We start from the raw sequence: 24,613 nt of genomic DNA on the forward strand, positions 1-24,613 counted from the left end.
CCGATCGGACGGCAGGCCCAGCATCAAGCCTCGAAGGGGCGGGGTGAGGGGCTGCGTCAACCCGGAAAAGCGCAGCCCCGCCCCTGCACTCAAGGCCGCATTCGCATGCGGCCTTGAGGCGGACGGCGGCTCTCTACGAGCCGTTCATGACAGCCGTGTGGCTGAAAGGGATTAGATATACCGACGCAGGCTGCGGGCCAGTTCGGTGGCACCGTCCTTGTTGCCGCGGCGAACCTGGGGCTGGTAGGCGACCCGGGCGTGCTCGATGCAATAGACGCCTTCCGAGGCGCGGCGGCCGCAGAAACTGAACTCGCGCGACGACGGATCGCCGATCGGCCATTTGCACATGTGAGCCCCCAGGGTCATCACCGTGGCGGTGCCGGGCATTTCCGGCGGACGCTCGGGCGTCGGCGGCACCGGAACGTTCGGGCGCAGCTGGGCCGTTTCGATGCGGCGCGGGGCCGACGGCTGGGCCGGGGCGGCCGGCCGCGGACGGGCGGCGCGGAAGGTGGTGCGCGCGGGCTGCGACGGTGCGGCACGGCCCGACAGGCCGAGGCGGTGCACCTTGCCGATGACGGCGTTGCGGGTGACGCCGCCACCCAGTTGTTTGGCGATCTGGCTGGCTGACTGGCCCTCGAGCCAGAGCTTCTTCAGCGCGCCTACGCGGTCTTCGGTCCAGCCTGCGGTCATGCCACCCTCCCCGGGGTAATCAGATCAATATCTAGTGTGTCGGCTCCGTTTTGGGGCCAGCACCTACCACTACTTGTAAACGAGACGTTAACAGACGCAATATCTGCGAATCAGTGTGTCCACAGAAACCACATGTTGAATCGTCGGTATGTGAAACGCCCTGTGGACCGCCCCGCCTTGCGCCGGGGCCTCGCCGGGGGCATCTGGCGGGGATGACTGATCTTTCGTCCATGAATGCGCTGGGCCGCCCGTCCGGCCTGCCGCAGCCCCGCCGCTTCAACGGCGTCAACTGGGTCGGGATGCGGACCCTGTATTTCCGCGAAGTGCGACGCTTCTGGAAGGTGGGCGGGCAGACCGTGGCCGCCCCGGTGGTGACGACCCTGCTCTATATGCTGGTGTTCGTGGTGGCGCTGAAGGATGCACGCCCCCCGTTGCACGGTACGACCTTCGCCGAGTTCGTGGCCCCGGGCCTGATCATGATGGCCATCCTCAACAATGCCTTTGCCAATGCGGCATCCAGCCTGACCCAGGCCAAGATCATGGGCACGGCCACCGACTTCCTGACCCCGCCGCTGAGTCCGCTGGAACTGACCATCGGCTTTTCGCTGGGCGCCGCGACGCGCGGCATCGTGGTCGGGGTGGTCACCGCCATTTGTGTGCTGCCGTTCGCCAGACTGGGCATGGCCAATCTGTTCGCCATCCTGTGGTTCGGGATCGTCGCGTCGCTGTTGATGGGCATGATCGGCGTTCTGGCCGGCCTGTGGTCGGAGAAGTTCGACCATCTGTCAGCGGTGCAGAATTTCGTGGTCATGCCGATGACCTTTCTCAGCGGCACCTTCTATCCGATCGACCGCCTGCCGGAGCCGTTCGTGACCATCAGCCATTTCAATCCCTTCTTCTATCTGATCGATGGATTCCGGGCGGGCTTCATCGGCCGTGCCGACGGCAGCCTGCCCATCGGGGTGGCGGTCAGCGCGGTCCTGACCCTGGCCCTGGCCGTGGCCTGCTGGCTGGTGTTCAAGTCGGGCTGGCGGCTGAAGAGCTGAACCCGGCCGCGCACCATCGATGGTTAGGGGTTCTTTAGCTCTGCGCGCTCAAGCTCACGCGGTTCTGCTTTGAGGGCCCAGACCATCACCGGTGCTATTCAGATGTCCAATCCCGTCATGGCCGCTCTGGCTGTGCTCGCCTTGGCGACGGCAACCGTATTCGTCGGCCTCCTCTGGCTGACGCGGGGCCAGAGGCGGCCGACAGCGCAACCGCGCTGGCTGGCGTGGGCCGGGGGGATCGGCCTGATCGCCGTCTGGGGCTTTCTGGTCCCGGTCAATGTCTGGAGTCACCTGACCGGTGACCAAGACGCGTGGATCTTCGGCGCGGAGACGTTCGACGGCGGCATTGTCGAGAATCTGACCGTCCTGTTTTACGGGCTGGCGATCGTCGTCTGTGGCTGGATGTTTGCCCGGGCGTCGCGATTGTACGGAGCCGCCTCGGCCGGTCTCTGGCGCGTTCTCGTGGTGGTGATGATCGTCTGTTTCGCGGCGATGATCGGCGAGGAAATGAGCTGGGGCCAGCACCTGTTCGGGTTCCAGACCCCTGCGGACCTGGCCGCGGTCAATCTGCAGGGCGAATCCAACCTGCATAACCTGGTGTCGCCACGCCTCTATGACCTGATCTACCAGGGGCTCGGTTTCGCCCTGATCCTATTGCCCCCGGCCGCATGGTTCGCGTTGCGGGGACCGAGCCTGCCCAGTCCGGTGCTGTTTCTTCAGGACCTCTACACCAACCCCTGGGTCTATAGCCTGTTGGCGTCGGCCGGGGTGCTGCTGCAGCACGAGGTGTTCGAGGAACTGGCCGAGATGGTGCTGGCCTTCGCCATCCTCTACGCGCTGACAACGCTGGCCGGTCGAGCCGGGCGGGGACCCGTGCCGACGTCGTCCTGATGCCGTTTTCCCGCCGGGGCCGGTGTTGACTAACCCCGGTGCCGGGTCGACAAGGAGAGACCCTTTTTTCAGCGGTCCCGGCGCATCCTGCGGCGGGGCCGTCTCTCTTTTGGAGGTCCAACCGTGTCCAGCCATCTCATGGGTGTCTATAATCGTGCTCCGGTCGAGGTCGAGCGCGGCGAGGGGGCCCGGCTGTATGCGGCGGACGGCACTGTCTACCTGGACTGCGTCTCCGGCATCTCGACCAATGCACTGGGCCATGCCCATCCCAAGCTGGTCCAGGCCCTGAAGGACCAGGCCGAAAAGATCTGGCACGTCTCCAACATCTTCAAGATCCCGGGCCAGGAGGCCCTGGCCGACCGGCTGTGCGACAACAGCTTCGCCGACGTGGTCTTCTTCACCAACTCCGGCTCGGAGTCGGTCGAGTGCGCCCTGAAGACCGCGCGCAAATATCATTCGGCCAACGGCCAGCCCGAGCGGATCGAGATCTACGGCTTCGACGGCTCGTTCCACGGGCGCACCTACGGCGCCATCAACGCCGCCGGTAACCCGTCCTATGTCGAGGGTTTCGGCCCGCGCCTGCCGGGCTACAGCCAGCTGGTCTGGGGTGACCGCGAAGCGCTGGAAGCGGCCTTCAAGAACCCGACCACGGCCGCCGTCATCATCGAGCCGGTCCAGGGCGAGGGCGGCGCGCGCGCCATCCCCGAGGAGGACCTGCGCTGGATGCGCGAGATGGCCGACGCCAACGGCGTGCTGATCATCTTCGACGAGGTCCAGTGCGGCATGGGCCGGACGGGCAAGCTGTGGGCCCACGAATGGGCCGGTATGACCCCGGACATCATGGCCATCGCCAAGGCCCTGGGCGGCGGCTTCCCGGTCGGAGCCTGTCTGGCCACGGCCGAGGCAGCCAAGGGCATGACCGTCGGCGTGCACGGCTCGACCTTCGGCGGCAACCCGCTGGCCATGGCCGTCGGCATTGCCGCCTTCGACGAAATCTCCAAGGCCGAGACCCTGGCCAACGTCAACGAGATCGCCGGCTATCTGAAGCAGCAGCTGCACGGCCTGCAGCAGCGCTTTCCCGACGTCATCGCCGATGTGCGTGGCAAGGGCCTGCTGATCGGCATCAAGATGATTCCGAACAACCGCGAATTCATGGCCTGGGCCCGCGACGAAAACCAGCTGCTGGTCGCCGGGGGCGGTGACAACTGCGTGCGCCTGCTGCCGCCGCTGATCCTGACCCGCGACGATGCGGCCGAGGCGATCGCCCGCTTCGAGAAGACCTGCGAATTCGCGCGCGGCAAGCTGGCGGGCTAGGGCGATGGTGCGCCACTTTCTCGATATCCATCGGCTGTCGGCTGAAGACCTGCGCGGCATCCTCGATGACGCCCACGCCCGCAAGGCCGCCCGCAAGGGCTGGCCCAAGGGGCGGGTCGACGCCGATGCGCCGGCGGCCGACCATGTGCTGGCGATGATCTTCGAGAAAAATTCGACCCGCACCCGCTTCAGCTTCGACGCCGCGATCCGCCAGTTGGGCGGCGCTTCGATCATCGCCAATGCCGGGGACATGCAGCTCGGCCGTGGCGAGCCGGTCGAGGATACGGCCCGGGTGCTGTCGCGCATGGTCGATGCCGTGATGATCCGCGCCAACAGCCATGACGATGTCGAACGGTTCGCCCGCGTCGCCACCGTGCCGGTGATCAACGGTCTGACCGACCGCAGCCACCCGTGCCAGATCCTGGCCGACCTGCAGACCATCGAGGAACAGCGCGGACCGATCGCCGGCAAGACGCTGGCCTGGGTCGGGGACGGCAACAACGTCTGCCACAGCTTCATGCATGCGGCCCCGAAGTTCGGTTTCAAATTCAACGTCGCCTGCCCGGCTGACTATCATCCCGACCTGCGCGACCTGGCCCGGGGTGGCGATCACGTCGCCCTGACCAGTGATCCGCGCGAGGCAGTGGCCGGGGCCGATGTGGTGATCACCGACACCTGGGTGTCGATGGGCGACGGCGACTATGAGGACCGGCTGGCGGCGTTCGAGGCCTATACGGTCGACGAAGCCCTGATGGCCACGGCCGCCCCTGACGCCGTCTTCCTGCACTGCCTGCCGGCCCACCGCGGCGAGGAGGTCACCGATGCGGTGATCGACGGTCCGCAGTCGCTGGTCTGGGACGAGGCCGAAAATCGCATCCACGCCCAGAAGGCGGTTCTGGCCTGGTGCCTGGCGGGCGATTGATCCGCGTCGGCAGTCAGTAGGGTCGCTGCGGCACGCCGAGAACGGTGCCCAGGTGGATCGCCAGAATGAAGACGGTCGCCGCCGACAGCAGCATGATGAAGCGCCATGGGGCCATGCGCACGCCGCGACGCGGATCCCAGGGGCGCGCGCCGCGCCAGCCGGAGAAGACGGTCATCGCCACGGCGGCGGCCAGCAAAATCAGGGTCAGGGTCAGGTCCACGCGCCAGCAGATGGCGCGCACCGGGTCGCGGCGCAAGGGCCGGATTCCTTGCCGGAAGGTTAATCTTCACGTTCGGTTAACCATGATCAGGCGAGAAATCGGCGGGGCGGGAGCGCTGTCCACAGGAACATGGGGTGCCCCCTACATCTTGGGGTTAACCATGCGTTTACACCCCTGATCTGGACGTCTAGCGTCCAGACTACAGGTCGGGAGTCGAATCAGTGAGCGCAGCCGCGCCGTGGAGCGTGAAGGGTATCGAGCCCAAGGCGCGTGAGATCGCCAAGGATCTCGCGCGACGCTCGGGCATGACGCTCGGCGAGTGGCTGAACACGATGATCCTCGAAGACGATGACGACGGGGTCGTGCCCCTGTCGCGTCGCGACCATGCTGCAGAAGCCATTGATCGCCGGGGCCGCTACCGGCGCGTCGACGACGCCTACGGCACCGAGGAGGCGCCGTGGGATCGGCTGAGTGCCTCGGTCGACGCCATCGCCGCCCGACTGGAGGCCTCCGAGCGCCGCTCGACCGTAGCCATTCAGGGGGTCGACCAGGCGGTGACCGGGCTGGTTCGCCGGCTGGAAAGCCAGGATCAGAAGGGCGACGCCACCGGCCGCCGCATCGACGACATCGCCGAGGAACTGCGCGAGGGCCACAAGCGGCTGCGCCGGTTCGAACAGGAGGTCGGGCCGCGCACGGTCGAGACCTTCGGCAAGGTCGAGACCACGCTCGGGAACCTGGCCGGCCGTCTGTATGACATCGAGGAGCGCCAGCGCTCGGGCGTGAACGAACTGCGCCAGCGTATGGACGCCGTTGAAAAGGTCGCCGGTCCGGGTGCGGGAACGGACGTCATGGCCGCCGTCGCCGCCCGTCTGGACGCGGCCCAGGCCTCGACCGGAGAGGCCCTGCGTGGTCTTGAGCGGGCCTTTGCCGGCCTCGACCAGCGGCTGCGTGCAGCCGAGACCCATGGCGGGCCGGACAACTCCCGCGAGGCCGCCCGGTTCGAGAAGCTGGCCGAGACCCTGTCGCGTCAGGTCGAGACCAACCGCGCCGAGATGATGCGTCGGCTGGACACCGCCGAAACCGAAAACCGCATGGCGCGGATCGAACAGACGGTCCTGTCGATCGGCGAGCAGGCCAAGACCGCCGAGCAGCGCTCGGCCCAGGCCGTCGAGGCCATGGGTCGTGAGGTGCTGCGCATCGCCCAGAACCTGAACGGCCGGGTCGGTGCCATCGAGACGGACGTCCCGGCGCGGATGGAGCGGCTCGGGGTCACGCTGAACCAGAAGGTCGAGCAGGACATCGGCCGCTATGCCCAGGCCGTGGATCACAAGCTGGTCGCCGCCGAGGACCGTCACGTTCTGGCGCTGGAGAAGCTGGGTGGCGAGATCACCCGCATTTCCGACCGGCTGAGCGACCGCATCGCCCAGTCCGAGCGCCGCTCGTCACAGGCGCTGGACGACATCGCCAAACGCCTGACCGACAGCACCTCGACCGTCGAACAGCGGTTCGAGCGTACCTCGGGCGAGCTGGCCGAACGCGTCCGGCTCAGCGAGCAGCGCACCGCCCAGCTTCTGACCGACGCCCGCGACAGTCTCGAGCAGCGCACGGCCGCCGCCGCCGAGAAGGCTCCGGCCGTTCGCCCCGACTGGCGCGCCACCGCCTTCCAGGACGACGATTTCACCGGCAGTTTCGAAGACGATGCCGCCTGGACCGACGCTGCCATCACCGGCGAGCCCGAGCCGACGCCGTTCCCGGCACCTTTCATGGAGGCTGCGGCAGACCCGGCAGACTTGGCAGCCGCGTCTGTCGACACGGCCCCGGCCCCGGTCCTGGCTCCAACCGCCGCCGCCGTGGCCGCCGAGGTGGTGCGCGAGGCCGTGCTGCGCGCGCCAGAGCCCGACCCGATCGCCATGGCCGAGCCCGAGCCCGTCAATGTACCGTTCGGTCGGCCGACTGCGGCGGCGCCGCCGATGGCCAGTTTCGGCGGTGCCGATGTGTCGGACGCGCTGGAGGCGACCGCTGCGGCCTCGGCCGGGTCTGACGTCGAGACGGACGACTTCGCGGCCGAGACCGACTTTGTTGATCCGCGGGCCCTGCGCGCCGCCGCCGCCGCCGGACGGGCCAGCACGACCCGCCAAGCGATCGAGGCTGCCCGCGCCGCCATGGCCCCGGCCGAGGCCGAGGCTCCGGCTCGTTCCGGTTTCGGCCTGAAGCGGGGCGGCAAATCCCGGCTGCAGGAGCGGCTCGACAAACAGGCGACCCGTGACGGCGGTACGATTCGCAAGGCCCTTGGGGCCTCGGCTGCCGCCGTCTTTCTGGTGGCCGGCGGTACCTATGCCTTTGGTCAGCTGACCGGAGAAGGCGGTCTGCCGCAGTTTTCGCTTGGCGGGTTCGGCGGTGGATTCGGCGACAAAGCCGCAGCAGGTCCGCTGCTGTCCATGGTCACCAGCCCGACCACCAACCTACCGCCCCCGCCCGCCGGTCCGGTGTCGGAAGAAGAAGCCCTGTACGCCAGTGCGCGGGAACAGCTGGATGCCGGCGACGTCCTCGGAATCGAAACCCTGACCCGGGCCGCCAGCCTGGGTTATGCCCCGGCCCAACTGCATTTGGCCGGCCTGTTCCAGACCGGCGACAACGGCGTGGCCGTCAACCTCGAGGAAAGCCGGATGTGGGCCCGCCGCGCGGCTGAGAGCGGCGACCCGCGCGGCATGCATGCCTACGGTATGTATCTGTTCGACGGCGTCGGCGGCCCGCGCAATCGCGCCGAGGCCCTGGACTGGTTGCTGAAGGCGGCCGGACGCGGCCTGATCGACAGCCAGTACAATGTCGCCCGCATCTATGAGAACGGCGAAGAGGGCGTGGCTCCCAACGCCGGTGAAGCCTACAAATGGTATTTGATCGCGGCGCGCGCCGGTGACGATGACGCCCGGGCCGCCGCCGACCGGCTGGGCGTTTCCGTCCCGGTTCCGGCCCGCCGCGTCGCCCGCGCCGCCGCAGAAAATTTCAAAGCCGCGCCTCTGGCCTAGGTTTCGACCGAATATTGATCGATGACACCCCCCTGTGGCGTGCATCGGGTGGCGAGTAGCTTCCCGGACCGCTAAGAGGTTTTCACCGTCGCCTTTCCGGCGCCTAGCGTTCGTTCCAGCCGAAGGCGCGTCCTTTGGATATCTATCTTCCGATCGCCGAGGTTTCGGTGAACTGGCCGTTCCTGGTGATCCTGGGCGCAGTCGTTGGATTCGTGTCCGGTCTGTTCGGGATCGGGGGCGGGTTTCTGATGGCCCCGATCCTGGTGTTCATGGGCATCCCGCCGACCGTGGCCGTGGCCAGTCAGGCCAGCCACGTCGTGGCCTCCTCGACCTCCGGCGTGATCAGCTATTCCGGCCAGGGTCTGGTCGATTATCGCATCGGCGGAATCATGGCCGGCGGCGGTGCGCTGGGCGCGCTGCTGGGCGTCGAGATGTTCCGCTATATGCGCCTGCTCGGCCAGGCCGACCTGGTGGTGGCCGTCTCGTATCTGTTGTTCCTCGGCGTCATCGGCTCGCTGATGCTCAACGAGAGTCTGACCGAGATCATGCGGCGACGGCGCGGCGAGACGCCGCCGCGCAAGGTGCGGCGTCGGCCGATGTGGCTGTATGGTCTGCCGTTCCGCATGCGCTTCCCGCGTTCGGGGCTGTACATCAGCGTCATCCCGCTGGTCGCCCTGGGCGGATTCGTCGGCATCCTGTCAGCCATCATGGGGGTCGGCGGCGGCTTCATCCTGATCCCGGTCATGCTCTATGTGCTGCGCATGCGGGCCAGTGTGGTGGTCGGCACCAGCCTGTTCCAGATCATCATCACCACCGCCATCACCACCGTGCTTCAGGCGGGCCGGAACCAGACGGTCGACATCGTCCTGTCCAGCCTCCTGCTGTTCGGCGGCGTGGTCGGCGCTCAGTACGGCGCGCGCCTGTCAGGCCGGTTCCGCGCCGAGTCCCTGCGCGCGGCCCTGGGCTTCATCGTATTGGCCGTTGGCGTCTATATGGGACTGGAGCTGTTCGTGCGGCCCGGCGACCTGTTCAGCCTCGCTCCGGGGGTGGCGGACTGATGATGCAGCTGCCTCCACCGCCCCCGGCCTATGAGGCCCCCGCGCCCGAACGGTCCGTTGCGACCCAGAGCGACCTGCGGGTCGCCGCCGCCCTGACCAACGCCAGGGTGCGGGTCGACTCCAGCTTCAGCGGAGCCTCGATCGTCCTTTACGGAGCGGTATTCAACCCCAGTGACCGACCCGCCGATGTGGTGGTGGTGGTGCGTGGACCCGACGCCCCGGTGCGCCTGGTCAAGCGCTCTCGCAACCTCGGTGTCTGGCTCAACAGCCGCCCGGTTCTGTTCGAGGGGGCCCCCGGCTTCTACATGACGGCCTCGACCCGGTCGCTGAGTGATATCGCCGACTTCGGCCAACTGCGCCGTCTGGGTGTCGGTGTCGACCACCTGCGCATCGACGCCCCCGAGGAAGCCAGCACGGTGACTCGCTACGGCGTTCGCGACGTGGTCATCAGCCGGCTGGGCGAGGACTATCTGGACTGGCGCCGGGCCGTGATCCGGCTGCGCGAGGCGGCGGCCCTGTACAATACCGATCCCGACGGGGTTCAGTTCGTCGACAAAGGCTTGTTCCGGGCCGAGGTCGAGCTGCCGACCGTGGCCCCGACGGGCCAGTATTTCGCCGAGGTCTGGCTGTTCCAGGACGGGGCCCCGGTCTCAGTCTCCAACCTGACCCTGACAGTGGAGAAGGTCGGGTTCGAACGTGAGGTCTATGAGTTCGCCCACCGCAGTCCGTGGCTGTACGGGATTCTGAGCGTGCTGCTGGCGGCCTTTACCGGTTGGGGTGCGAGCCGGGTCTTCCGGCGCAACTGATCCTGTCCGCCAAGGCTGAGGCGAGGTCTCCGTGCCCGACCACCTCGACCCGGTCCAGACCCAGCCATCGCGCGGTCAGGCGCAGCTCCTCGGCCAGGGCGTCTGGCGTCTCGGTATTGGTGCCGACCTCACGCCAGGCGGCCTGCACCCGCAGGACCCCGGCCTTGCGATCGGCCTTCAGGTCGACCCGAGCGGTGATGGCCTCATCCTGCAGGAAGGGCAGGACATAGTAGCCGTGCACCCGCTTGTGCGCCGGGGTGTAGATCTCCAGCCGCACCCGGACCCCGAACAGCCGTTCGGTGCGTTCGCGGAACCAGATCAGATTGTCGAACGGCGACAGCAGGGCCCGGGCGGAAATGCTTCGGGGCTTGCGGCAGGTCGGGTCCATGAAGGCGGGCCTGTCCCAGCCCTCGACCGTGACCGGCAGCAGCTCGCCGCTCTCGACCAGTTCGCCGATGCGCGCCCGGGCGTCGACCGGCGGCAGGCGGAAATAGTCGCGCAGGTCGGCGGCGGTGGCCACGCCCATGGCGCGCGCAGAGGCCCGCACCAGATCGCGCTGGGCGTCGGCCGGGTCCGGGGTCGGGCGGTTGACGACGGCGGCGGGCAGGACCCGCTCGGTCAGGTCATAGACGCGTTCGAAGCCGCGCCGCGTCGCCGTGGTGATCTTGCCGGCCCAGAACAGCCACTCCAGCGCCCGCTTGCCGTCGGACCACGACCACCAGCCCGGTGCCCCGCGCGGCCCGGTGGCGAAGTCGCCGCCGGTGACGGGTCCACGGTGTTCGATCTCGGTCAGGATGCCGTCGATATAGGCGCGCCGCTCGCGTCCGAACCGGGACGTACCGCTCCACAGACCCTGACCGGCCTCGGCCCGGGCCATGCGCCAGCGAAACAGCGGCTGGCTCTCCAGTGGCAGCAGCGAGGCCTCATGGCCCCAGTATTCGAACAGACTGGGCGTCTTGCCCCAGGCCTCGGCCTCCAGGGTCTCGCGTGGATAATGGCCCAGGCGCGAGAAGACCGGCAGATAGTGGGTGCGGCTGACGACATTGACGCTGTCGATCTGGATCACGCCCAGATCGCGGGCTGTCTTGCGCAGATGACGGGCCGCGGCCATGTCGGGCCGGGCCACGCCGAACCCCTGGGCCGCCAGGGCGATGCGCCGAGCCTGGGCAGCCGACAGGTGCACCGGCCCGGTCATGCCGGGGCTAGCGGGCCGCGAACTCGCTGAGCGCGTCGATCACCGCCCGGTTCTGGTCCTCGGTGCCGATGGTGATGCGCAGGCAGTCGGGCAGGCCATAGCCACCGACCGGGCGGACGATGATGCCCTTGCTGTTCAGATACTCTCCGGCAGCAGTGGCATTGCGCGCCTCGTCCGGAAAGCGGACCATGACGAAATTACCGGCGCTGGGCATGACCTCGAAACCGAAGCCACGGATGGCCTGGGTCAGGCGCGGCCGCCAGGTCTGGACCAGTTCGCGTGAGGCCTTCTGGTGGGTCTCGTCACCGAGGGCGGCGGTGGCGGCCTCCAGCCCGGGCACCGAGACATTGAACGGCAGGCGGATACGGTCGACGGCTTCGGCCACCTTCAGCGGGGCATAGCCGAAGCCGATGCGCAGGCCGCCGAGGCCGTGGATCTTGGAGAAGGTGCGGGTGACGACGATGTTGGCGGCGTCGCGGGCCAGCGGAAAGGCAGTCTCCCAGTCCGGCTCGACCACATATTCGGCATAGGCTTCGTCGACCACCAGCAGGATGTGCGCCGGCAGGGCCGCGTGCAGGCGACGGATCTCCTCGCCGCTGTTGTAGCTTCCGGTCGGGTTGGACGGGTTGGAGACATAGACGATGCGGGTGCGGTCATCGACCTGCTCCAGCAGGGCGTCGACCTCAGCCTTGTAGCCGGGCTCGGGGGCCAGTTTGACCTCGGCCTGGCTGGCTTTGGCGCTGATGCGATAGGCGAGGAAGCCGTACTGGCCGGTGACGATATTGTCGCCCGGGGTCAGATAGGTCTGGTTCAGCAGGGCGAACACCTCGTCCGACCCGTTGCCGAAGATCAGCCGCTCCGGCTCCAGCCCGTGATGCTCGGCCACGGCGGCGCGCAGCTTGGCGGCCCGGCCGTCCGGATACAGGTGGATATTGCCGACGGCGGCGGCATAGGCCTCACGCGCCTTCTCGCCGGCCCCCAGGGCATTCTCGTTCGACGACAGCTTCATCGGCTCGGCGATGCCGGCGATGGCGGACTTGCCCCCGACATAGGGGGCGATGTCGAGGATGCCGGGCTTGGCGACCGGACCCTCGGCGGCGGCAGCGGTCGTATCGTCAGTCATGCGGGAATCCCTGGACTCAGAAGACGGGGGCCGCACCGATGATGCCGGTGAGACTGCCCGGAGCGCCGGTCAGGCGCGGGTCGTCTGCCTGCACATAGCCCGCCAGCATGAACAGCTTCAAGCCACCCGACGTGATCAGAGGCGAGGCGACCAGTCCGGCGGCTTCCAGCGCAGCGACGATCCGGCTGTCGGGAAGGGGGCTGTCACTGACCCAGAAGGTGCGGTCCTCGCCGGTGGGCCCCGACGGACGCGTTTCGATCATCAGGGCCAAGGGATGACGGTGACGGTCATCGGGCAGGGCGCCGGTGACGCGCAGGCCGGGCCGGGCCAGCAACTGACCCCACCATGGCTTGCTGCCACCCAGATCGATCAGGGCGCGCCCACCCTCATGGCCACGCTTGCGACCGCCTTCCTGCACCGCCGCCAGCGCCGCATCGGCATCGGCGGCAACCTGGACCGTCAGGCCGTAGCGGTCGACGGCCAGGGTCCGGGCGGCCGGTCCCCAGACGGTTACGAGGGCCCCGGTGGCGGCATCGACCCGCCCCAGCAAGGCTCGCAGCAGGGGAATCTCGGCCGCCTCGGCCTTGTCCAGCTGGGCGCGAAGGGCGAGAATCTCGGCATCGACAGAGCCCCGGGCCCCGGCCTTGATCCGGGCCCGCAATGCCGCCAGCAGAGCCCGGTCCAGGGCGTCCAGCGTGGCATCGACGGGCGGTTCGACCAGCATCAGAACAGCTTTGGCGCCGGAGCCACGGCGAACGGGCCCAGCCAGGTCCGACCGTCGCGGAACACCAGCGGCAGGCTGACGGCCGAGGTTTCACCCGTCAGGGCCGTCGCCGTGGCCGCACCGGTGGCGGCGACCCGGTCGACGCCGGGAACGCCCGATCGGGCCAGCCCGGCCAGCGCCGGCAGGGGCTTGTCGGCGGTCAAGGCGAGTGCGCCCTGCAGGCGACCGTTGGTGTCGGCCGTCAGGGTGTCACTGGAAAAGGTCGCGGTGCTGACCCCGGCCTTCAGTTCGCCGCGCACGGCGGTGAAGCGGCCGCCGGCACGCGCCCAGCTCCCGAGATCTCCGATCATGGCCCGGCCGCGCAGGTGGTCGGCCCCTTCAATCGTGGTCTCGATCCAGCCGCCGACCGGCTTCTGGACAGCGAGACCGTCCAGCACCCCGCCCGGCCGGGCCCGGGCCTCGGTCAGGCGGAACAGCACATCGACGGTGCCGGTCGTCGCATCTTCGGTCGTGCCGTCAGCCATATGCGGTCGGGCGTTGATCTGCAGCTGGTCGGCCCGCAGGATCGGGAAGGGCGCGGCCCCGGGGTGGGGGGTGAAGACCGGCTTGTCCAGCTGGATGCGCAGGTCGGGGAAGCGGGCCTCGAGGTGACTGACGCTCAAACGCAGGGCGTCGCCGCGCACCGCTACCTTGCCCATGTCCGGCCGGGTCAGCACCAGGCCGTCTGGGGCGATGATCACCCATTTGTCGGGATTGTAGGTGTTGGCCTCGGCGACCAGCGCCGGGGCCGAGAGCGCGTGCCCGTCCGGCGCGGTGACGGTGGGATAGGCGATGGCGATCCGGGTGCGGAAGGGCCAACCGGTGGTGGTGATCCGGCCGTGGCCGATGTCCCAGCCCGCCGCCCGCATCTCGACTGCGCGGCTCTCGATGCCGGTTTCGATCCGGTGGGTCAGATAGAACCACCAGCCGGTCCAGGCGGCCAGCAGGGCCAGGGCGATCAGCAGCGGGACGTACAGGCCCATGCGGCTGTGGCGACGGATCGGCGGGGTCACGGTCATGGCTGCTGATTATCAGGCGACCACGGCCAAAAAAAGCTGGATTTCATCTCAGGCGGGCGGCGACGATCCCGGGACAGGCAGGAAGCCGGCGACGGTCTCGACCGCCTCGGCCAGACCCATGCGCAGGACCTCGGTCCCGGGCGGCAGGCCGGCAAATAGTCGGGTCGGGGTGGCGGCGTCCAGCATCACGAACACCCCCTTGTCGTCGCCGCGCCGGATCAGCCGGCCGAAGGCCTGGGCGATACGGGCCCGGGCCAGCGCGTCGTCATAGGCCCGGCCCCGCGCCCCCTGTCCGCCGAAGCGTTCGCGTCGGGCCCGGTGCAGCAGGTCCGGCCGGGGCCACGGCACCCGGTCGAAGGCAAGAATCCGCAGCGAACGGCCCGGCACATCGACCCCGTCGCGCACGGCGTCGGTGCCCAGCAGGCAGGAATCCTGTTCGGCCCGGAACACATCGACCAGGGCCCCGACCTCGAGCGGATCGACGTGCTGCGCATAGAGAGGCAGACCTTCACGCGCCAGGTCGGGCCCCAGCCGCTCATAGACCGCCTTCAACCGCCGGATGGCTGTGAACAGGCCCAGACCGCCACCGCCCGCGGCCAGGAACAGCTCGCGCATCGCCGCCGCCGTCTGGCGGGCATCATCCTTGACCAGATCATTGACGACGATGACCCGGCTGTGGGCCGCATAGTCGAACGGGCTCTCGACCTTCAGCGTCCGGGCCGGTTCGATCAGCCGTGCCGCGCCGGTGCGCATCCGGGCCATGTCGAACGGGTCGCCGTCCTCGGCTACCGTCAGTGGGTCGGACAGGGTGGCACTGGTCACCAGCACCCCGTGGGCGGGCATGATCACAGCCGCTTCCAGCGGCACGGTCGGATCGATCCAGTGCCGACGCAGGGCCACGTCATGGATGCGGCCGAACGCGGCCTCGGCGGTCAGCCAGTCGACGAAATCGGGATCGGCTTCGTCACTGCCCTCGTCCAGCGCCGCCAGCATCGAACGCCAGCCGGGCAGGGTCATGCGTGCCCGGCGATCGAGACCGCGCAGGGCTCCCTCGATGCGCGCGCGCTGCGATCCGTCCAGATCGGCGGCCTCATCGTCCAGCACGTCTTCCAGATGGCGCGACAGGGCCAGCAGTGGGGCCTCGACCGCGGCCAGGGCCTGGGCGGCGGCCCGGGCGGCCTCCAGCACCGGCTCGGTCACCGGCCGCAGCGCGCATTCCAGGCCGAATTCGGTGCCGCCGGAGCCATTGCCGTCACCGGCGCGGGCCCGCAGCTGTTCCAGCGCCGCCAGCAGGAAGGTCTCGATCGGGCCGATCGGATTGACCTCACCCGAAGCCGGGGCGATGCGGCCCGAAACGCCTTCGCCCGGCAGTTGCGCTGCCGCGCGCACGGCGTCGTTCAGGGCCTTCTGCGCTGCTTCGTTGTCGGCGCACAGGTCACCCAGCCGTTGTTCCAGACCCCGTCCCCGACGCCCGCGCCCTTCCGGTCCGCGAATCCAACGCCGCAGCTCGGCCGATTCCTGGCCTGACAGACAGGCGGAGAAGGCACTGTCGGCGGCGTCGAACAGATGGTGGCCCTCGTCGAAGACGATCCGCTTCAGCGCCGCCGTTTCGCCGTCCTGCTTCAGCCCCCGGGCCGAGCGGGCCCCGTCAAAGGCGGCCTGGGTCATCACCAGGGCGTGGTTGGCCACCACCAGATCGGCGCGGCGGCTGGCGCGGATAGTCTTTTCGACAAAGCACAGTCGGTAATGGGGACAGGCGGCGTGGACGCATTCACCGCGCCGGTCGACCAGATTGGCGGCGCTGGCCTGCTGGCCCGATCCGACCGCGAAAAGGCCCGGCAGCCAGCCGGGATAGTCGCCGCCGGTCATGTCGCCGTCGCGCGAATACAGGGACCAGCGCGCGGCCAGCGCCATGCCGATCAGGTCACCGTTACCCAGCTGGGCCGCCTGAACCATGTCCTGCAGATTCAGCAGACACAGATAGTTCTCGCGGCCCTTGCGCACCACGGCCTTGCGTTTGCGCTCGGCCGGGTCGGGCCACAGGGCGGCGCTCTCGCGGTCGATCTGGCGCTGCAAGGCGCGGGTATAGGTCGAGACCCAGGCCGCCCCCTGATTGCGCTCGGCCCACAGCGAGGCGGGGGCCAGATAACCGAGGGTCTTGCCGGTGCCGGTCCCCGCCTCGGCCAGCAGCATGCGCGGACGACCCTCCTCGTTGCGCGGTGAGAAGGCATAGGCGGCTTCGGCGGCATAGTCGGACTGGGTCGGGCGGGTCTCGTCCAGACCCGAGGCCTGCAGCAGCTTCTCCAGCCGGATCCGGGCGGATTCAGAGTCGACCGGGGCGGACCCGGCTTCGCCGCGCGGGGCCTCGTCCTCCCACTCGGTCATCCGGCTCCAGACATCGAGGCCCGAGCCGCGATACTGGCGCGCCCGCATCGGCTGGTGCTGCAGGGCCCCGGACACCCGCCAGCTCCAGCCCCAGCCCGCTTTCGACAGGGTCTCGTTCAGGGTCATCGCGTCTTCTCGACGCGGATAGGCGGGGTCGGCCAGTTCGCGCAGCAGAGCGTCGGCGGCATGACGCAGGGCCACGGCCTGGGCCTCAGCCCCCTTGGGTTCGCTCATGCCCAGCGCCAGGGCCAGGCCACTGGGTGACGGCGCGCAGAACCGGGCCGGTCGTACGAAGGCGAACAGCTCCAACACATCCAGCAGATCGGCCGAGCGCGGCGGCGGGGCCAGACCCAGACGGCGCGCGGTCAGGCTGGCGTGGGCGACCATGACCGGGGCGGTGGTAAAGGCCCCCTCGGCCGCGCCGCGCCCGATCCGCCGCGCCCCGGCCTCATCGCAGATCGCCCCCGCGCCCGGCGGTATGGCCAGGGCGGGTGGCAGCACCAGCCACGGCTCCTCACCGGTGACGGCGGGACGGACGGCGGCGTCGAGGGCGGATTCGTCGGACACAGACGACAGATAGCGGTTCAACGCGTGAAACGGAACGGGAACATGTTATAGGCCGGATGTGATCCCCGTGGCCGCTCCCGCAACGCTTCCTCCCCTGTTCGCCGACTGGTTCGCGTCGCGTGGCTGGTCGCCGCGTCGGCACCAGATGGAGATGATCGCGGCGGCGCAGGCCGGGTTGCATGCCCTGCTGGTGGCCCCGACCGGGGGCGGCAAGACGCTGGCGGGATTCCTGCCCAGCCTGATCGAGCTGAGCGAGCGGGGGCCGCGCCCGGCGATCGGTCCCGGCTCGGGCATTCACACCCTGTATCTGTCGCCGCTGAAGGCCCTGACCGTCGACGTCGAGCGCAATCTGATGACGCCGATCCGCGAGATCGGGCTGAACATCCATGTCGAGAGCCGCACCGGCGATACGAAGCAGTCCAAGAAACAGCGCCAGCGCGAGTTCCCGCCCGACATCCTGCTGACCACGCCGGAACAGCTGGCCCTGTTCTGTGCGTGGGAGGGCGCGCGCAGCTATTTCGCTGATCTGCAGTGCGTGGTGCTGGACGAGATCCATGCCATCTGGAGCGGCAAGCGCGGCGACCTGCTGTCGCTGGGGCTGGGGCGGTTGCAGCAGTTCGCACCGGACATGCGGCGGGTGGCGCTATCGGCGACGGTCGATGATCCGGAGATGATCGCAGGGTGGCTGGCCCCGACGAAATCAAAGTTTGAGGCCTTCCCCTCCACCGCTCCGCGGTCCCCCTCCCCATTTCATGGGGAGGAGACGGAACGGCCTGTCTCCTCCCTGTCGCGCAGCGATGGGGAGGGGGACCGCGAAGCGGTGGAGGGGTATTCGACCGAAGAAAAGGTACAGATCATCCGCGGCGATCCCGGAGCGCCGCCGGTGGTCGATGTCCTCGTCTCCGAGGGCAAGGTCCCCTGGGCGGGGCACACCGGCCAGCACGCCATCCCCGAGGTTTATGCCGCGCTGAAACGCTCGGGGATGACGCTGATTTTCGTCAACACCCGCTGGCAGTCCGAGTTCGTGTTCCAGTCGCTGTGGGCCATCAACGATGACAATCTGCCGATTGCCCTGCACCATGGTTCGCTGGCGGCCGAACAGCGGCGCAAGGTCGAGGCGGCGATGGCGCGGGGCGAGCTGCGGGCCGTGGTCTGCACTTCGACGCTGGACCTCGGCATCGACTGGGGCGACGTCGATCTGGTGATCCAGCTGGCCGCGCCCAAGGGAGCGTCGCGGCTGGTGCAGCGCATCGGTCGGGCCAATCACCGGCTCGACGAGCCCAGTCGCGCCCTGATGGTGCCGGCCAGCCGCTTCGAGATGCTGGAATGTCAGGCCGCGCGCGAGGCGGTGGCCGAGAACGCCTTCGACTGGGAGCCGGTGCACACCGGCACGCTCGACACCCTGGCCCAGCACGTCATGGGCTGCGCCTGTTCCGAGCCGTTCGCCATGGACGACCTGTACGCGGAGGTGTCCGGCTGCGGCCCCTATCGCGGGCTGACATATGAGCAGTTCGAGGAGGTGGTCGATCTGGTCGCCACCGGCGGCTATGCGCTGCGCACCTATGACCGGTTCGCGCGGATTGTGCGCACCCGCGAAGGCACATGGAAGGTGCGCAACGCCCAGACAGCCCAGCGTCATCGCATGAATGTCGGCACCATCGTCGCAGCGGCGACCCTGAATGTGCGCATCGCCTCGCGGCGGGGCGGGGCCGCGAAACAGCTGATCGGCGGGCGCAAGGTCGGTGAGGCCGAAGAGCATTATTTCGAACCGATGACGCCGGGCGACACCTTCGTCTTCGCCGGGCAGGTCTGGGCCTTCCAGGGCATCAACGGCATGGACGCCCTGGTCACCCATGCGACCGATCGGGACCCGAAGATTCCGTCGTGGGGCGGATCGAAATTCCCCATGTCGACCTCACTGGCCGACCGGGTCCGCGCCATGATCCAGGACCGCGACCACTGGCGCGTGCTGCCGCCCGATGTGCAGGAGTGGCTGGCGCTGCAGGAGACGCGCTCGATCATTCCGGACGCAGAGACCCTGCTGGTCGAGACCTTTCCGCGCGGCTCGCGGCATTTCCTCGTCGCCTATCCGTTCGAGGGCGGCTTGGCGCACGCTACCCTGTGCATGCTGCTGACGCGGCGACTGGACCGGCTCGGCGTCGGGCCGCTGGGCTATGTCTGCACCGACTATTCGCTGGCCATCTGGTCGATCAAGCCGATGGACGGCCTCGACCTCGACGCCCTGTTCGAACCCGACATGCTGGGCGATGATTTGGAGAGCTGGCTGGCCGAGAGTTTCATGATGAAGCGCAGCTTCCGCAATTGCGCCCTGATCTCGGGCCTGATCGAGCGCCGCCAGCCGGGGACCGAGAAAACGGGCCGACAGGTGACCTTTTCGACGGACCTGATCTACGACGTGCTGCGCCGCCACCAACCCGATCATCTGCTGCTCAAGACCGCCCGCGCCGATGCGGCGGCGGGGCTGCTCGATGTGGCGCGGCTGGGTCAGCTGCTGGCGCGCATCCAGGGTCGGATTCGCCATGTGCCGTTGGAGCGGCCGTCGCCCTTCTGTGTGCCGGTGCTGGTGCAGATCGGGCGCGAGCGCGTCGGCGGTGGTCAGGCGGCGGAGATGATCCTCGACGCCTCGGCGTACAGGTTTGACGAGGAAGCGCTGATCGCTGAGGTGATGGCGGATGCGCCTGTTGTGGAGCCCGTTTCATGAATGCGGCCCTGCGCCAGACCCTGTCCCCCGCCCGCTGCGCCAGCGGCGGCCTGCGCGTGCGGATCGAGGGCGAGGCCTGCGTGCTGCGCTGTTCGGGGGCGTTGTGGGTGATCGAGCACCGCACCCTGATCGCCGCTGACCTGCATCTGGAGAAGGGCTCGGCCTATGCCGCCCGCGGCCAGATGCTGCCACCCTATGACAGCCGCGCCACGTTGGACCGGCTGGAGGCCGATATCGACGCCCTGCAACCGGCGGCGGTGGTGCTGTTGGGCGATAGTTTCCACGATGCGACCTCGGTGGGCCGGATGGCGGCGGACGACAAGGCGCGACTGCACCGACTGGCGGCGGGCGGTGACTGGATCTGGCTGGAAGGCAACCATGACATCGCCGCTCTCGCGGGAGCCATGGATGATCTGGTCGGCGAGGTGGTCGAGACCATGGCGCTGGGCACCCTGCGCCTCATCCACGAACCGCAATCGGGCGTTCAGCCGGGCGAGGTTGCCGGCCACCTGCATCCGGCGGCTCGGGTCTCGGCCCATGGGCGCGGTGTGCGCCGGCCCTGTTTCGTTACCGACGGCCGGCGCGTGGTGCTGCCCGCCTTCGGGGCCTTCACCGGCGGGCTGGACGTGCGCGACCCGGCGATTGCCGGCCTGTTCCCGGAGCCGCCCATGGCTGCGGCATTGGGGCGGGATCGGGTGCATGCGCTGGCATGGGAGGCGCTGCGGTAGCGCGGCGGCTTGGCTTCGTCTTCATTATTGCGTATTCTGAAGACGCAACAGGAGGCTCGCCGTGTCCCGCACCACCACGATGACCGTCCGCCTGAGCGGCGCGCTGAGCGAGTTCGTGGCCTCGAACGTCGGCGAGAACGGGGCCTATGAGAACATCAGCGAATATGTGCGCGACTTGGTTCGCCGCGATATGGATCGCCGCGAGCAGGAGGCCTTCGATCGCTTGAAGGCCGAATTGACTCAGGCCTTCGCCGCGCCGGAGTCATCCTATGTCGCGTTGACCGCGGCCGAGGTCATCGCCCGCAACCGGGCCTGATCCGGGTGGCCGCCGTCCGCGTCCAACAGGCGGCCTCGCACCGTCTCGACGCCATCTACCGCTACACGCGGGATCGCTGGGGCGAGGCCCAGGCGGATCACTACATCACCGGCCTGTTCGAGGCTTTCGCGCGGATCGAGACCCACGGCGTCGCGTCCCGGCCGATCCCCGCCGCCTTCGGGGTCGAGGGCTATGTCTTTCGCTACGAACGCCACCTCGTCTACTGGCGACACCTGTCGAACGGCGACATCGGCATCGTCACCGTGCTGCACGAGCGGATGCACCAGATCGGCCGGTTGCGGGAAGATTTGGGGCTGTAGGAGGCTCGGCTTGAGTCCAGGTGTTGCTCAGTGGCGCTGAATGCTTGTGCGGATATCAGCTACTGCGTCCGAGAACCCGACAGCGAATTCACCAACCTTCGCGTTTTCGCATGCGACCGCGTGGAGGTAGAAGAATGGTGGAAAGCTCAATTCGAGCGGCTCCCATTCGGCCGGAGTCTCGTCCGATGATTTGACAACCTCTGTGCGATCAATGCTGCGGACGGAGAGCGCCCGGAATTGGGCTGTGTCGCAGTTGATTTCGAGGACACTCTCGCGGCGCGCCGTATCGTACGGTTCTTCTCCAAGTGCAAAAATCTCTATGAGTTCGCCTCGCCAAACAGAACCGTCCCTGGAGGCCGATTCGAGGGGGAGAATGAAACCGGTATCGCTACTGACGGCGAGGACGACCACGGACCGATCGTCAGCGAGTGGAGATAAGGAGCCCCAAAGCAGAGCTCCTGCCAGCAGGACAGGGGTCATGGGATGGATGACCGTTCAGGAGCCAGCAACACCGTGCTCGCCGCCTCCAGCTCCCGCTCCAGCCGCTCCATGAACACATCGCGTTTCAGCCCCGCGGGGATCGCCGGCAGGAACTCATAGACGATGGTCCCCGGATAGCGCCGGAACCCGTGGGCGGGCCAGTGCACACCCGAATTCGTGGCCATCGGTGTGCAGGGGCAGTCGAGGTCGCGGTACAGGGCGGCGATGCCGGGCTTGTAGTCGGGTTCGGCCCCGACCGGGGTGCGGGTGCCTTCGGGGAAGATCAGCATCTGCCGGCCCTCGGCGAAGCGGTCGCGGGCCTGGCGCACCATGGCCTTCAGCGCCTTGGAATGGGCCGAGCGGTCAACGGCGATCATCTTCGTCTTGGTCGCGAACCAGCCGAAGAAGGGCAGGGGGGCCAGCTCCTGCTTCATGATGAAACAGTTGTCGGGCAGGATGGCGAACGGGGCTATGACGTCCAGCATGCTCTGGTGCTTGCCGGCGATCAGGGCCGCGCCGGTCGGACGATACTCCAGACCGTGGAACTCGACCTTGACCCCCGCGATCCAGCGCAGGCCGAACAGGCAGAATCGGGCCCAGTTGCGGATCACCCACATGGCCGGGCGGTAGGGCATCAGCAGGGCCGGCGACAGGCCGACGGCGAACACGGCCAGCGACAGGTACAGCCAGACGACGAACAGCAGGGAGCGGACGCTGGTCACGCGGGCGCGGCTTCGGCGGACGCGACTTCGGCATCGGCATCGGCCGGCGCGGGATCACCGGTCAATTTGTGCACGCCGGCCCGCGTCAGGGCAGCGAGATATTTCATATATTCCAGGGTCATGCGCCGCGCCGTAACGGCCGCCTTCCACCAGCGCGAATCATCCAGTGACGGGGTCGAGATAGCATAGGGCGTCAGGGTCACACCCGGCGCGGCCGAGCGGATCTCCACCAGACTGCGCGGCATATGATAGTCGGACGTGACCACGATCAGGCTGTCATAGCCCTTGGTCTCGGCCCAGGCGGCGATCTCGCGGGCATTGCCGGAGGTGTCTTCGGCCTCGAAGCCCAGGTCGACGCAGCAGTTGAACAGCCGGTTGGACCCGGGGGTCAGGGCGCGCAGTTCCTGGCGGCGCACCTCGCGATTGACGCCCGAGATCAGCAGCCGCTTGCCCTTGCCCTGTTCCAGCAGGCGCACGGCGGCATTGACGCGCTCGGCCGAGGGGCCGGTCAGGGCCACGATGGCGTCGGCGCGGGCCGGATCGTCCGCCGGGGTCAGGTTGCGCACCCGGTCCGCAAAGGCAAACAGGCCGACCAGCCAGACCAGGGCCAGAATCGCGATGAGAGTCAGAAACTTCATAGCCCTTCCTAACGCCGCCGCCGCAGGCTCGCCAGCGCTGTAATGCGCGCGGCGATAACCGCTACCGTAGCCGCCAGAAGCGGGCATGGCGAGAGTAGCCAAAGGTCGCTCCATGCGAGAGGCAGGGCCGGGCTGATGCCGTCGCTGCCGCCGAGGCCGCGCAGGCCCGCGATCAGCACGGCGGCGGCGATGGCCCCGGCCGCGCCGGCCCCGGCGGCGAGCAGGCCGAATCGGGTCTGGTACAGGCGAGCGATCGTGCCGTCGGTGGCCCCGTTCAGGCTCAGGGTCTCGATCACCGGTCGCTGGGCGGCCATGGCGGCGCGAGTGGCATAGGCGATGGCCGCACCGGCCGCGAGCGCGGTCAGCAGGAAGGCCGCCCCGGCCAGCAGGGTGATAATCATGGCCGCCCGCTCGACCTCGCCGCGCCACAGGCTGTGATCGTCGACACTGGCATCCATTCCGGCCTCGGCCAGGGCCCGGCTGAGCGTCACGGCGCTGGCGGGGGCGACCGGGTCCAACCGGACGGTCACCAGATGAGGCAGCGGCAGGTCCGGCAGGACGGCATCGCCGATCCACGGCCGTAGCAGGGCCTCGGCCGTCTCGCGATCCATGGCCTCGGCCTCGGCCACGCCGGTGACCCCGGCCAGGGTCTCGGCGGCGCGGGCCGCGGCCCCGGCTCCGGTCTCGCCGACGCGGGGCCGCACCTGAACCGTGGCCTCCGCTCGTAGCTGGCCGGCCCAGCCGTGGGCGGCCCGGTCAGCCGAGGCGGCCCCGACGGCGGCGAGGCAGGCGAGGAAACAGAGGATGGCGATCAGCGCGGCCAGCCACGGCTCACCGGCGCTGTCGCGCGGCAGCAGGCCCGGCGCGGTCCTGTGGGCCCTCATGCGCGGTCTCCGATCATACGACCGCCTTCGAGACGCAGGATACGGGCCCCGGAACGGGCCGCCAGCGCTTCATCATGACTGGCGATCAGCACGGTGGTGCCCAGCTGGTTCAGCGACTGAAACAGGCGCAGCAGCCGTTCGCCCATGGCTGCGTCGATACTGCCGGTCGGTTCGTCGGCCAGGATCAGGTCCGGACGGCTGATCACGGCGCGGGCGATGGCCAGCCGCTGCTTCTCGCCGCCCGACAGGGACGGCGGCGCGTCGGCCATGCGGTCGCCGAGACCGACCCAGTCCAGCATTTCGGCGACATTACCGACGTAGTCGGCGCGTTTAAGGCCCGCCAGTCGCAGTGGCAGGGCGACATTGTCGAAGGCGCTGAGGTGATCCAGCAGACGAAAGTCCTGGAACACCACCCCCATGCGCCGGCGCACGGCCGGAATGGCCCGGCGTGGCAGGGAGGTGACGTCGTCACCGAACAGGCGCAGCCTGCCTGTCGTCGGGCGTTCGACCAGGGTCAGGAGCTTGAGCAGCGATGATTTTCCAGCACCTGACGGGCCGGTAAGGAAGTGGAAAGAGCCGTGCGGCACTATGAGGTTAATGTCCCGAAGCACGCCGGGCGCGTCCGCATAGCCGAAGCCCACGCCCTCAAGGCGGACGGCGGCGGAAGCGGTGTCGGGTTCGGCGGTGCGGCGGGGCGATTCGGGCATAGGCTACTTATGGAATCGGGGCGGAATGTCGCCTCGACGGGAGGGGGCTCAACGCCTCGCTGTCAGACCAC

23 protein-coding genes are annotated in these 24,613 nt (G+C 68.6%); 11 read left to right on the forward strand and 12 right to left on the reverse strand.

All coding sequences use genetic code 11. The features are described 5' to 3' along the window. Positions 1 to 171 precede the first annotated feature (171 nt). Positions 172 to 690, reverse strand: coding sequence for a GcrA family cell cycle regulator (locus AAC067_RS07450; protein ID WP_339931085.1), 519 nt, complete (start codon positions 688 to 690; stop codon positions 172 to 174). Between the two features lie 212 nt (positions 691 to 902). Between AAC067_RS07450 and AAC067_RS07455 the strand changes: the two genes are divergently transcribed. The 4 genes from AAC067_RS07455 (at position 903) to argF (ending at position 4,863) form a co-directional block, all read left to right on the forward strand. Continuing rightward, the gene (locus tag AAC067_RS07455) at positions 903 to 1,736 is read left to right on the forward strand and encodes an ABC transporter permease (RefSeq protein WP_339931087.1); all 834 of its coding nucleotides are present in this window, start codon (positions 903 to 905) and stop codon (positions 1,734 to 1,736) included. A gap of 102 nt (positions 1,737 to 1,838) precedes the next feature. After that, positions 1,839 to 2,627 (forward strand): hypothetical protein, encoded by a 789-nt coding sequence (locus AAC067_RS07460; RefSeq protein ID WP_339931089.1) that lies wholly within the window; start codon positions 1,839 to 1,841, stop codon positions 2,625 to 2,627. A gap of 138 nt (positions 2,628 to 2,765) precedes the next feature. Beyond that, positions 2,766 to 3,941, forward strand: coding sequence for an aspartate aminotransferase family protein (locus AAC067_RS07465; protein ID WP_339931715.1), 1,176 nt, complete (start codon positions 2,766 to 2,768; stop codon positions 3,939 to 3,941). A 4-nt stretch (positions 3,942 to 3,945) separates the two neighbouring features. After that, positions 3,946 to 4,863, forward strand: a complete 918-nt coding sequence (argF, locus tag AAC067_RS07470) for an ornithine carbamoyltransferase (RefSeq protein ID WP_339931091.1) — start codon at positions 3,946 to 3,948, stop codon at positions 4,861 to 4,863. 13 nt (positions 4,864 to 4,876) lie between these two features. On the opposite strand, the gene AAC067_RS07475 is transcribed toward argF, so the two are convergent. Continuing rightward, positions 4,877 to 5,119, reverse strand: coding sequence for a hypothetical protein (locus AAC067_RS07475; RefSeq protein ID WP_339931093.1), 243 nt, complete (start codon positions 5,117 to 5,119; stop codon positions 4,877 to 4,879). A 185-nt stretch (positions 5,120 to 5,304) separates the two neighbouring features. Between AAC067_RS07475 and AAC067_RS07480 the strand changes: the two genes are divergently transcribed. The 3 genes from AAC067_RS07480 (at position 5,305) to AAC067_RS07490 (ending at position 9,973) form a co-directional block, all read left to right on the forward strand. Then, entirely contained in the window at positions 5,305 to 8,109 is a 2,805-nt protein-coding gene (locus AAC067_RS07480; RefSeq protein WP_339931095.1) for a hypothetical protein, read from the forward strand. A 134-nt stretch (positions 8,110 to 8,243) separates the two neighbouring features. After that, the gene (locus AAC067_RS07485) at positions 8,244 to 9,167 is read left to right on the forward strand and encodes a sulfite exporter TauE/SafE family protein (RefSeq protein WP_339931097.1); all 924 of its coding nucleotides are present in this window, start codon (positions 8,244 to 8,246) and stop codon (positions 9,165 to 9,167) included. Continuing rightward, positions 9,167 to 9,973, forward strand: a complete 807-nt coding sequence (locus AAC067_RS07490; RefSeq protein ID WP_339931099.1) for a TIGR02186 family protein — start codon at positions 9,167 to 9,169, stop codon at positions 9,971 to 9,973. The genes AAC067_RS07485 and AAC067_RS07490 overlap by 1 nt, the downstream gene beginning before the upstream one ends. On the opposite strand, the gene AAC067_RS07495 is transcribed toward AAC067_RS07490, so the two are convergent. From AAC067_RS07495 to AAC067_RS07515, 5 genes are read right to left on the reverse strand one after another with little or no spacing between them, the layout of a single operon-like run. Further along, a complete protein-coding gene (locus AAC067_RS07495) occupies positions 9,933 to 11,168 on the reverse strand; it encodes a winged helix-turn-helix domain-containing protein (protein WP_339931101.1) in 1,236 nt (411 codons plus the stop codon). The two genes, AAC067_RS07490 and AAC067_RS07495, sit on opposite strands and share 41 nt — an antisense overlap. Positions 11,169 to 11,175: 7 nt before the next feature. After that, on the reverse strand, positions 11,176 to 12,291 hold the full coding sequence (gene hisC, locus AAC067_RS07500) for a histidinol-phosphate transaminase (RefSeq protein ID WP_339931103.1): 1,116 nt from the start codon (positions 12,289 to 12,291) through the stop codon (positions 11,176 to 11,178). Positions 12,292 to 12,307: 16 nt separating this feature from the next. Next, entirely contained in the window at positions 12,308 to 13,015 is a 708-nt protein-coding gene (locus AAC067_RS07505; protein WP_339931105.1) for a hypothetical protein, read from the reverse strand. After that, on the reverse strand, positions 13,015 to 14,073 hold the full coding sequence (locus AAC067_RS07510; protein WP_339931107.1) for a DUF2125 domain-containing protein: 1,059 nt from the start codon (positions 14,071 to 14,073) through the stop codon (positions 13,015 to 13,017). Before AAC067_RS07510 ends, AAC067_RS07505 begins: the two co-directional genes overlap by 1 nt. Positions 14,074 to 14,121: 48 nt before the next feature. Then, the gene (locus tag AAC067_RS07515; RefSeq protein WP_339931717.1) at positions 14,122 to 16,845 is read right to left on the reverse strand and encodes an ATP-dependent DNA helicase; all 2,724 of its coding nucleotides are present in this window, start codon (positions 16,843 to 16,845) and stop codon (positions 14,122 to 14,124) included. 247 nt (positions 16,846 to 17,092) lie between these two features. Here AAC067_RS07515 and AAC067_RS07520 point away from each other — a divergent pair, with 247 nt between their 5' ends. The 4 genes from AAC067_RS07520 (at position 17,093) to AAC067_RS07535 (ending at position 21,111) form a co-directional block, all read left to right on the forward strand. Next, entirely contained in the window at positions 17,093 to 19,747 is a 2,655-nt protein-coding gene (locus AAC067_RS07520) for a ligase-associated DNA damage response DEXH box helicase (RefSeq protein ID WP_339931109.1), read from the forward strand. Next, the gene (gene pdeM, locus AAC067_RS07525) at positions 19,744 to 20,475 is read left to right on the forward strand and encodes a ligase-associated DNA damage response endonuclease PdeM (protein ID WP_339931111.1); all 732 of its coding nucleotides are present in this window, start codon (positions 19,744 to 19,746) and stop codon (positions 20,473 to 20,475) included. The genes AAC067_RS07520 and pdeM overlap by 4 nt, the downstream gene beginning before the upstream one ends. Before the next feature lie 61 nt (positions 20,476 to 20,536). Next, the gene (locus AAC067_RS07530) at positions 20,537 to 20,791 is read left to right on the forward strand and encodes an addiction module antitoxin (protein WP_339931113.1); all 255 of its coding nucleotides are present in this window, start codon (positions 20,537 to 20,539) and stop codon (positions 20,789 to 20,791) included. Between the two features lie 5 nt (positions 20,792 to 20,796). Continuing rightward, complete coding sequence (locus tag AAC067_RS07535; RefSeq protein WP_339931115.1) at positions 20,797 to 21,111, forward strand: type II toxin-antitoxin system RelE/ParE family toxin; 315 nt, start codon at positions 20,797 to 20,799, stop codon at positions 21,109 to 21,111. A 27-nt stretch (positions 21,112 to 21,138) separates the two neighbouring features. On the opposite strand, the gene AAC067_RS07540 is transcribed toward AAC067_RS07535, so the two are convergent. The 5 genes from AAC067_RS07540 to AAC067_RS07560 all read right to left on the reverse strand — a co-directional run bounded on the left by AAC067_RS07540 (position 21,139) and on the right by AAC067_RS07560 (position 24,542). Then, on the reverse strand, positions 21,139 to 21,522 hold the full coding sequence (locus AAC067_RS07540) for a hypothetical protein (RefSeq protein WP_339931117.1): 384 nt from the start codon (positions 21,520 to 21,522) through the stop codon (positions 21,139 to 21,141). Between the two features lie 65 nt (positions 21,523 to 21,587). Next, complete coding sequence (locus AAC067_RS07545) at positions 21,588 to 22,313, reverse strand: lysophospholipid acyltransferase family protein (RefSeq protein WP_339931119.1); 726 nt, start codon at positions 22,311 to 22,313, stop codon at positions 21,588 to 21,590. Beyond that, positions 22,310 to 22,951, reverse strand: a complete 642-nt coding sequence (locus AAC067_RS07550) for a YdcF family protein (protein WP_339931121.1) — start codon at positions 22,949 to 22,951, stop codon at positions 22,310 to 22,312. Before AAC067_RS07550 ends, AAC067_RS07545 begins: the two co-directional genes overlap by 4 nt. An 8-nt stretch (positions 22,952 to 22,959) precedes the next feature. Next, positions 22,960 to 23,835 (reverse strand): FtsX-like permease family protein, encoded by an 876-nt coding sequence (locus AAC067_RS07555; protein ID WP_339931123.1) that lies wholly within the window; start codon positions 23,833 to 23,835, stop codon positions 22,960 to 22,962. Then, the gene (locus AAC067_RS07560) at positions 23,832 to 24,542 is read right to left on the reverse strand and encodes an ATP-binding cassette domain-containing protein (protein WP_339931125.1); all 711 of its coding nucleotides are present in this window, start codon (positions 24,540 to 24,542) and stop codon (positions 23,832 to 23,834) included. The genes AAC067_RS07555 and AAC067_RS07560 overlap by 4 nt, the downstream gene beginning before the upstream one ends. Positions 24,543 to 24,613 lie beyond the last annotated feature (71 nt).

It is taken from the genome of uncultured Brevundimonas sp. (genome assembly GCF_963977465.1).
Taxonomy (GTDB): Bacteria; Pseudomonadota; Alphaproteobacteria; order Caulobacterales; family Caulobacteraceae; genus Brevundimonas.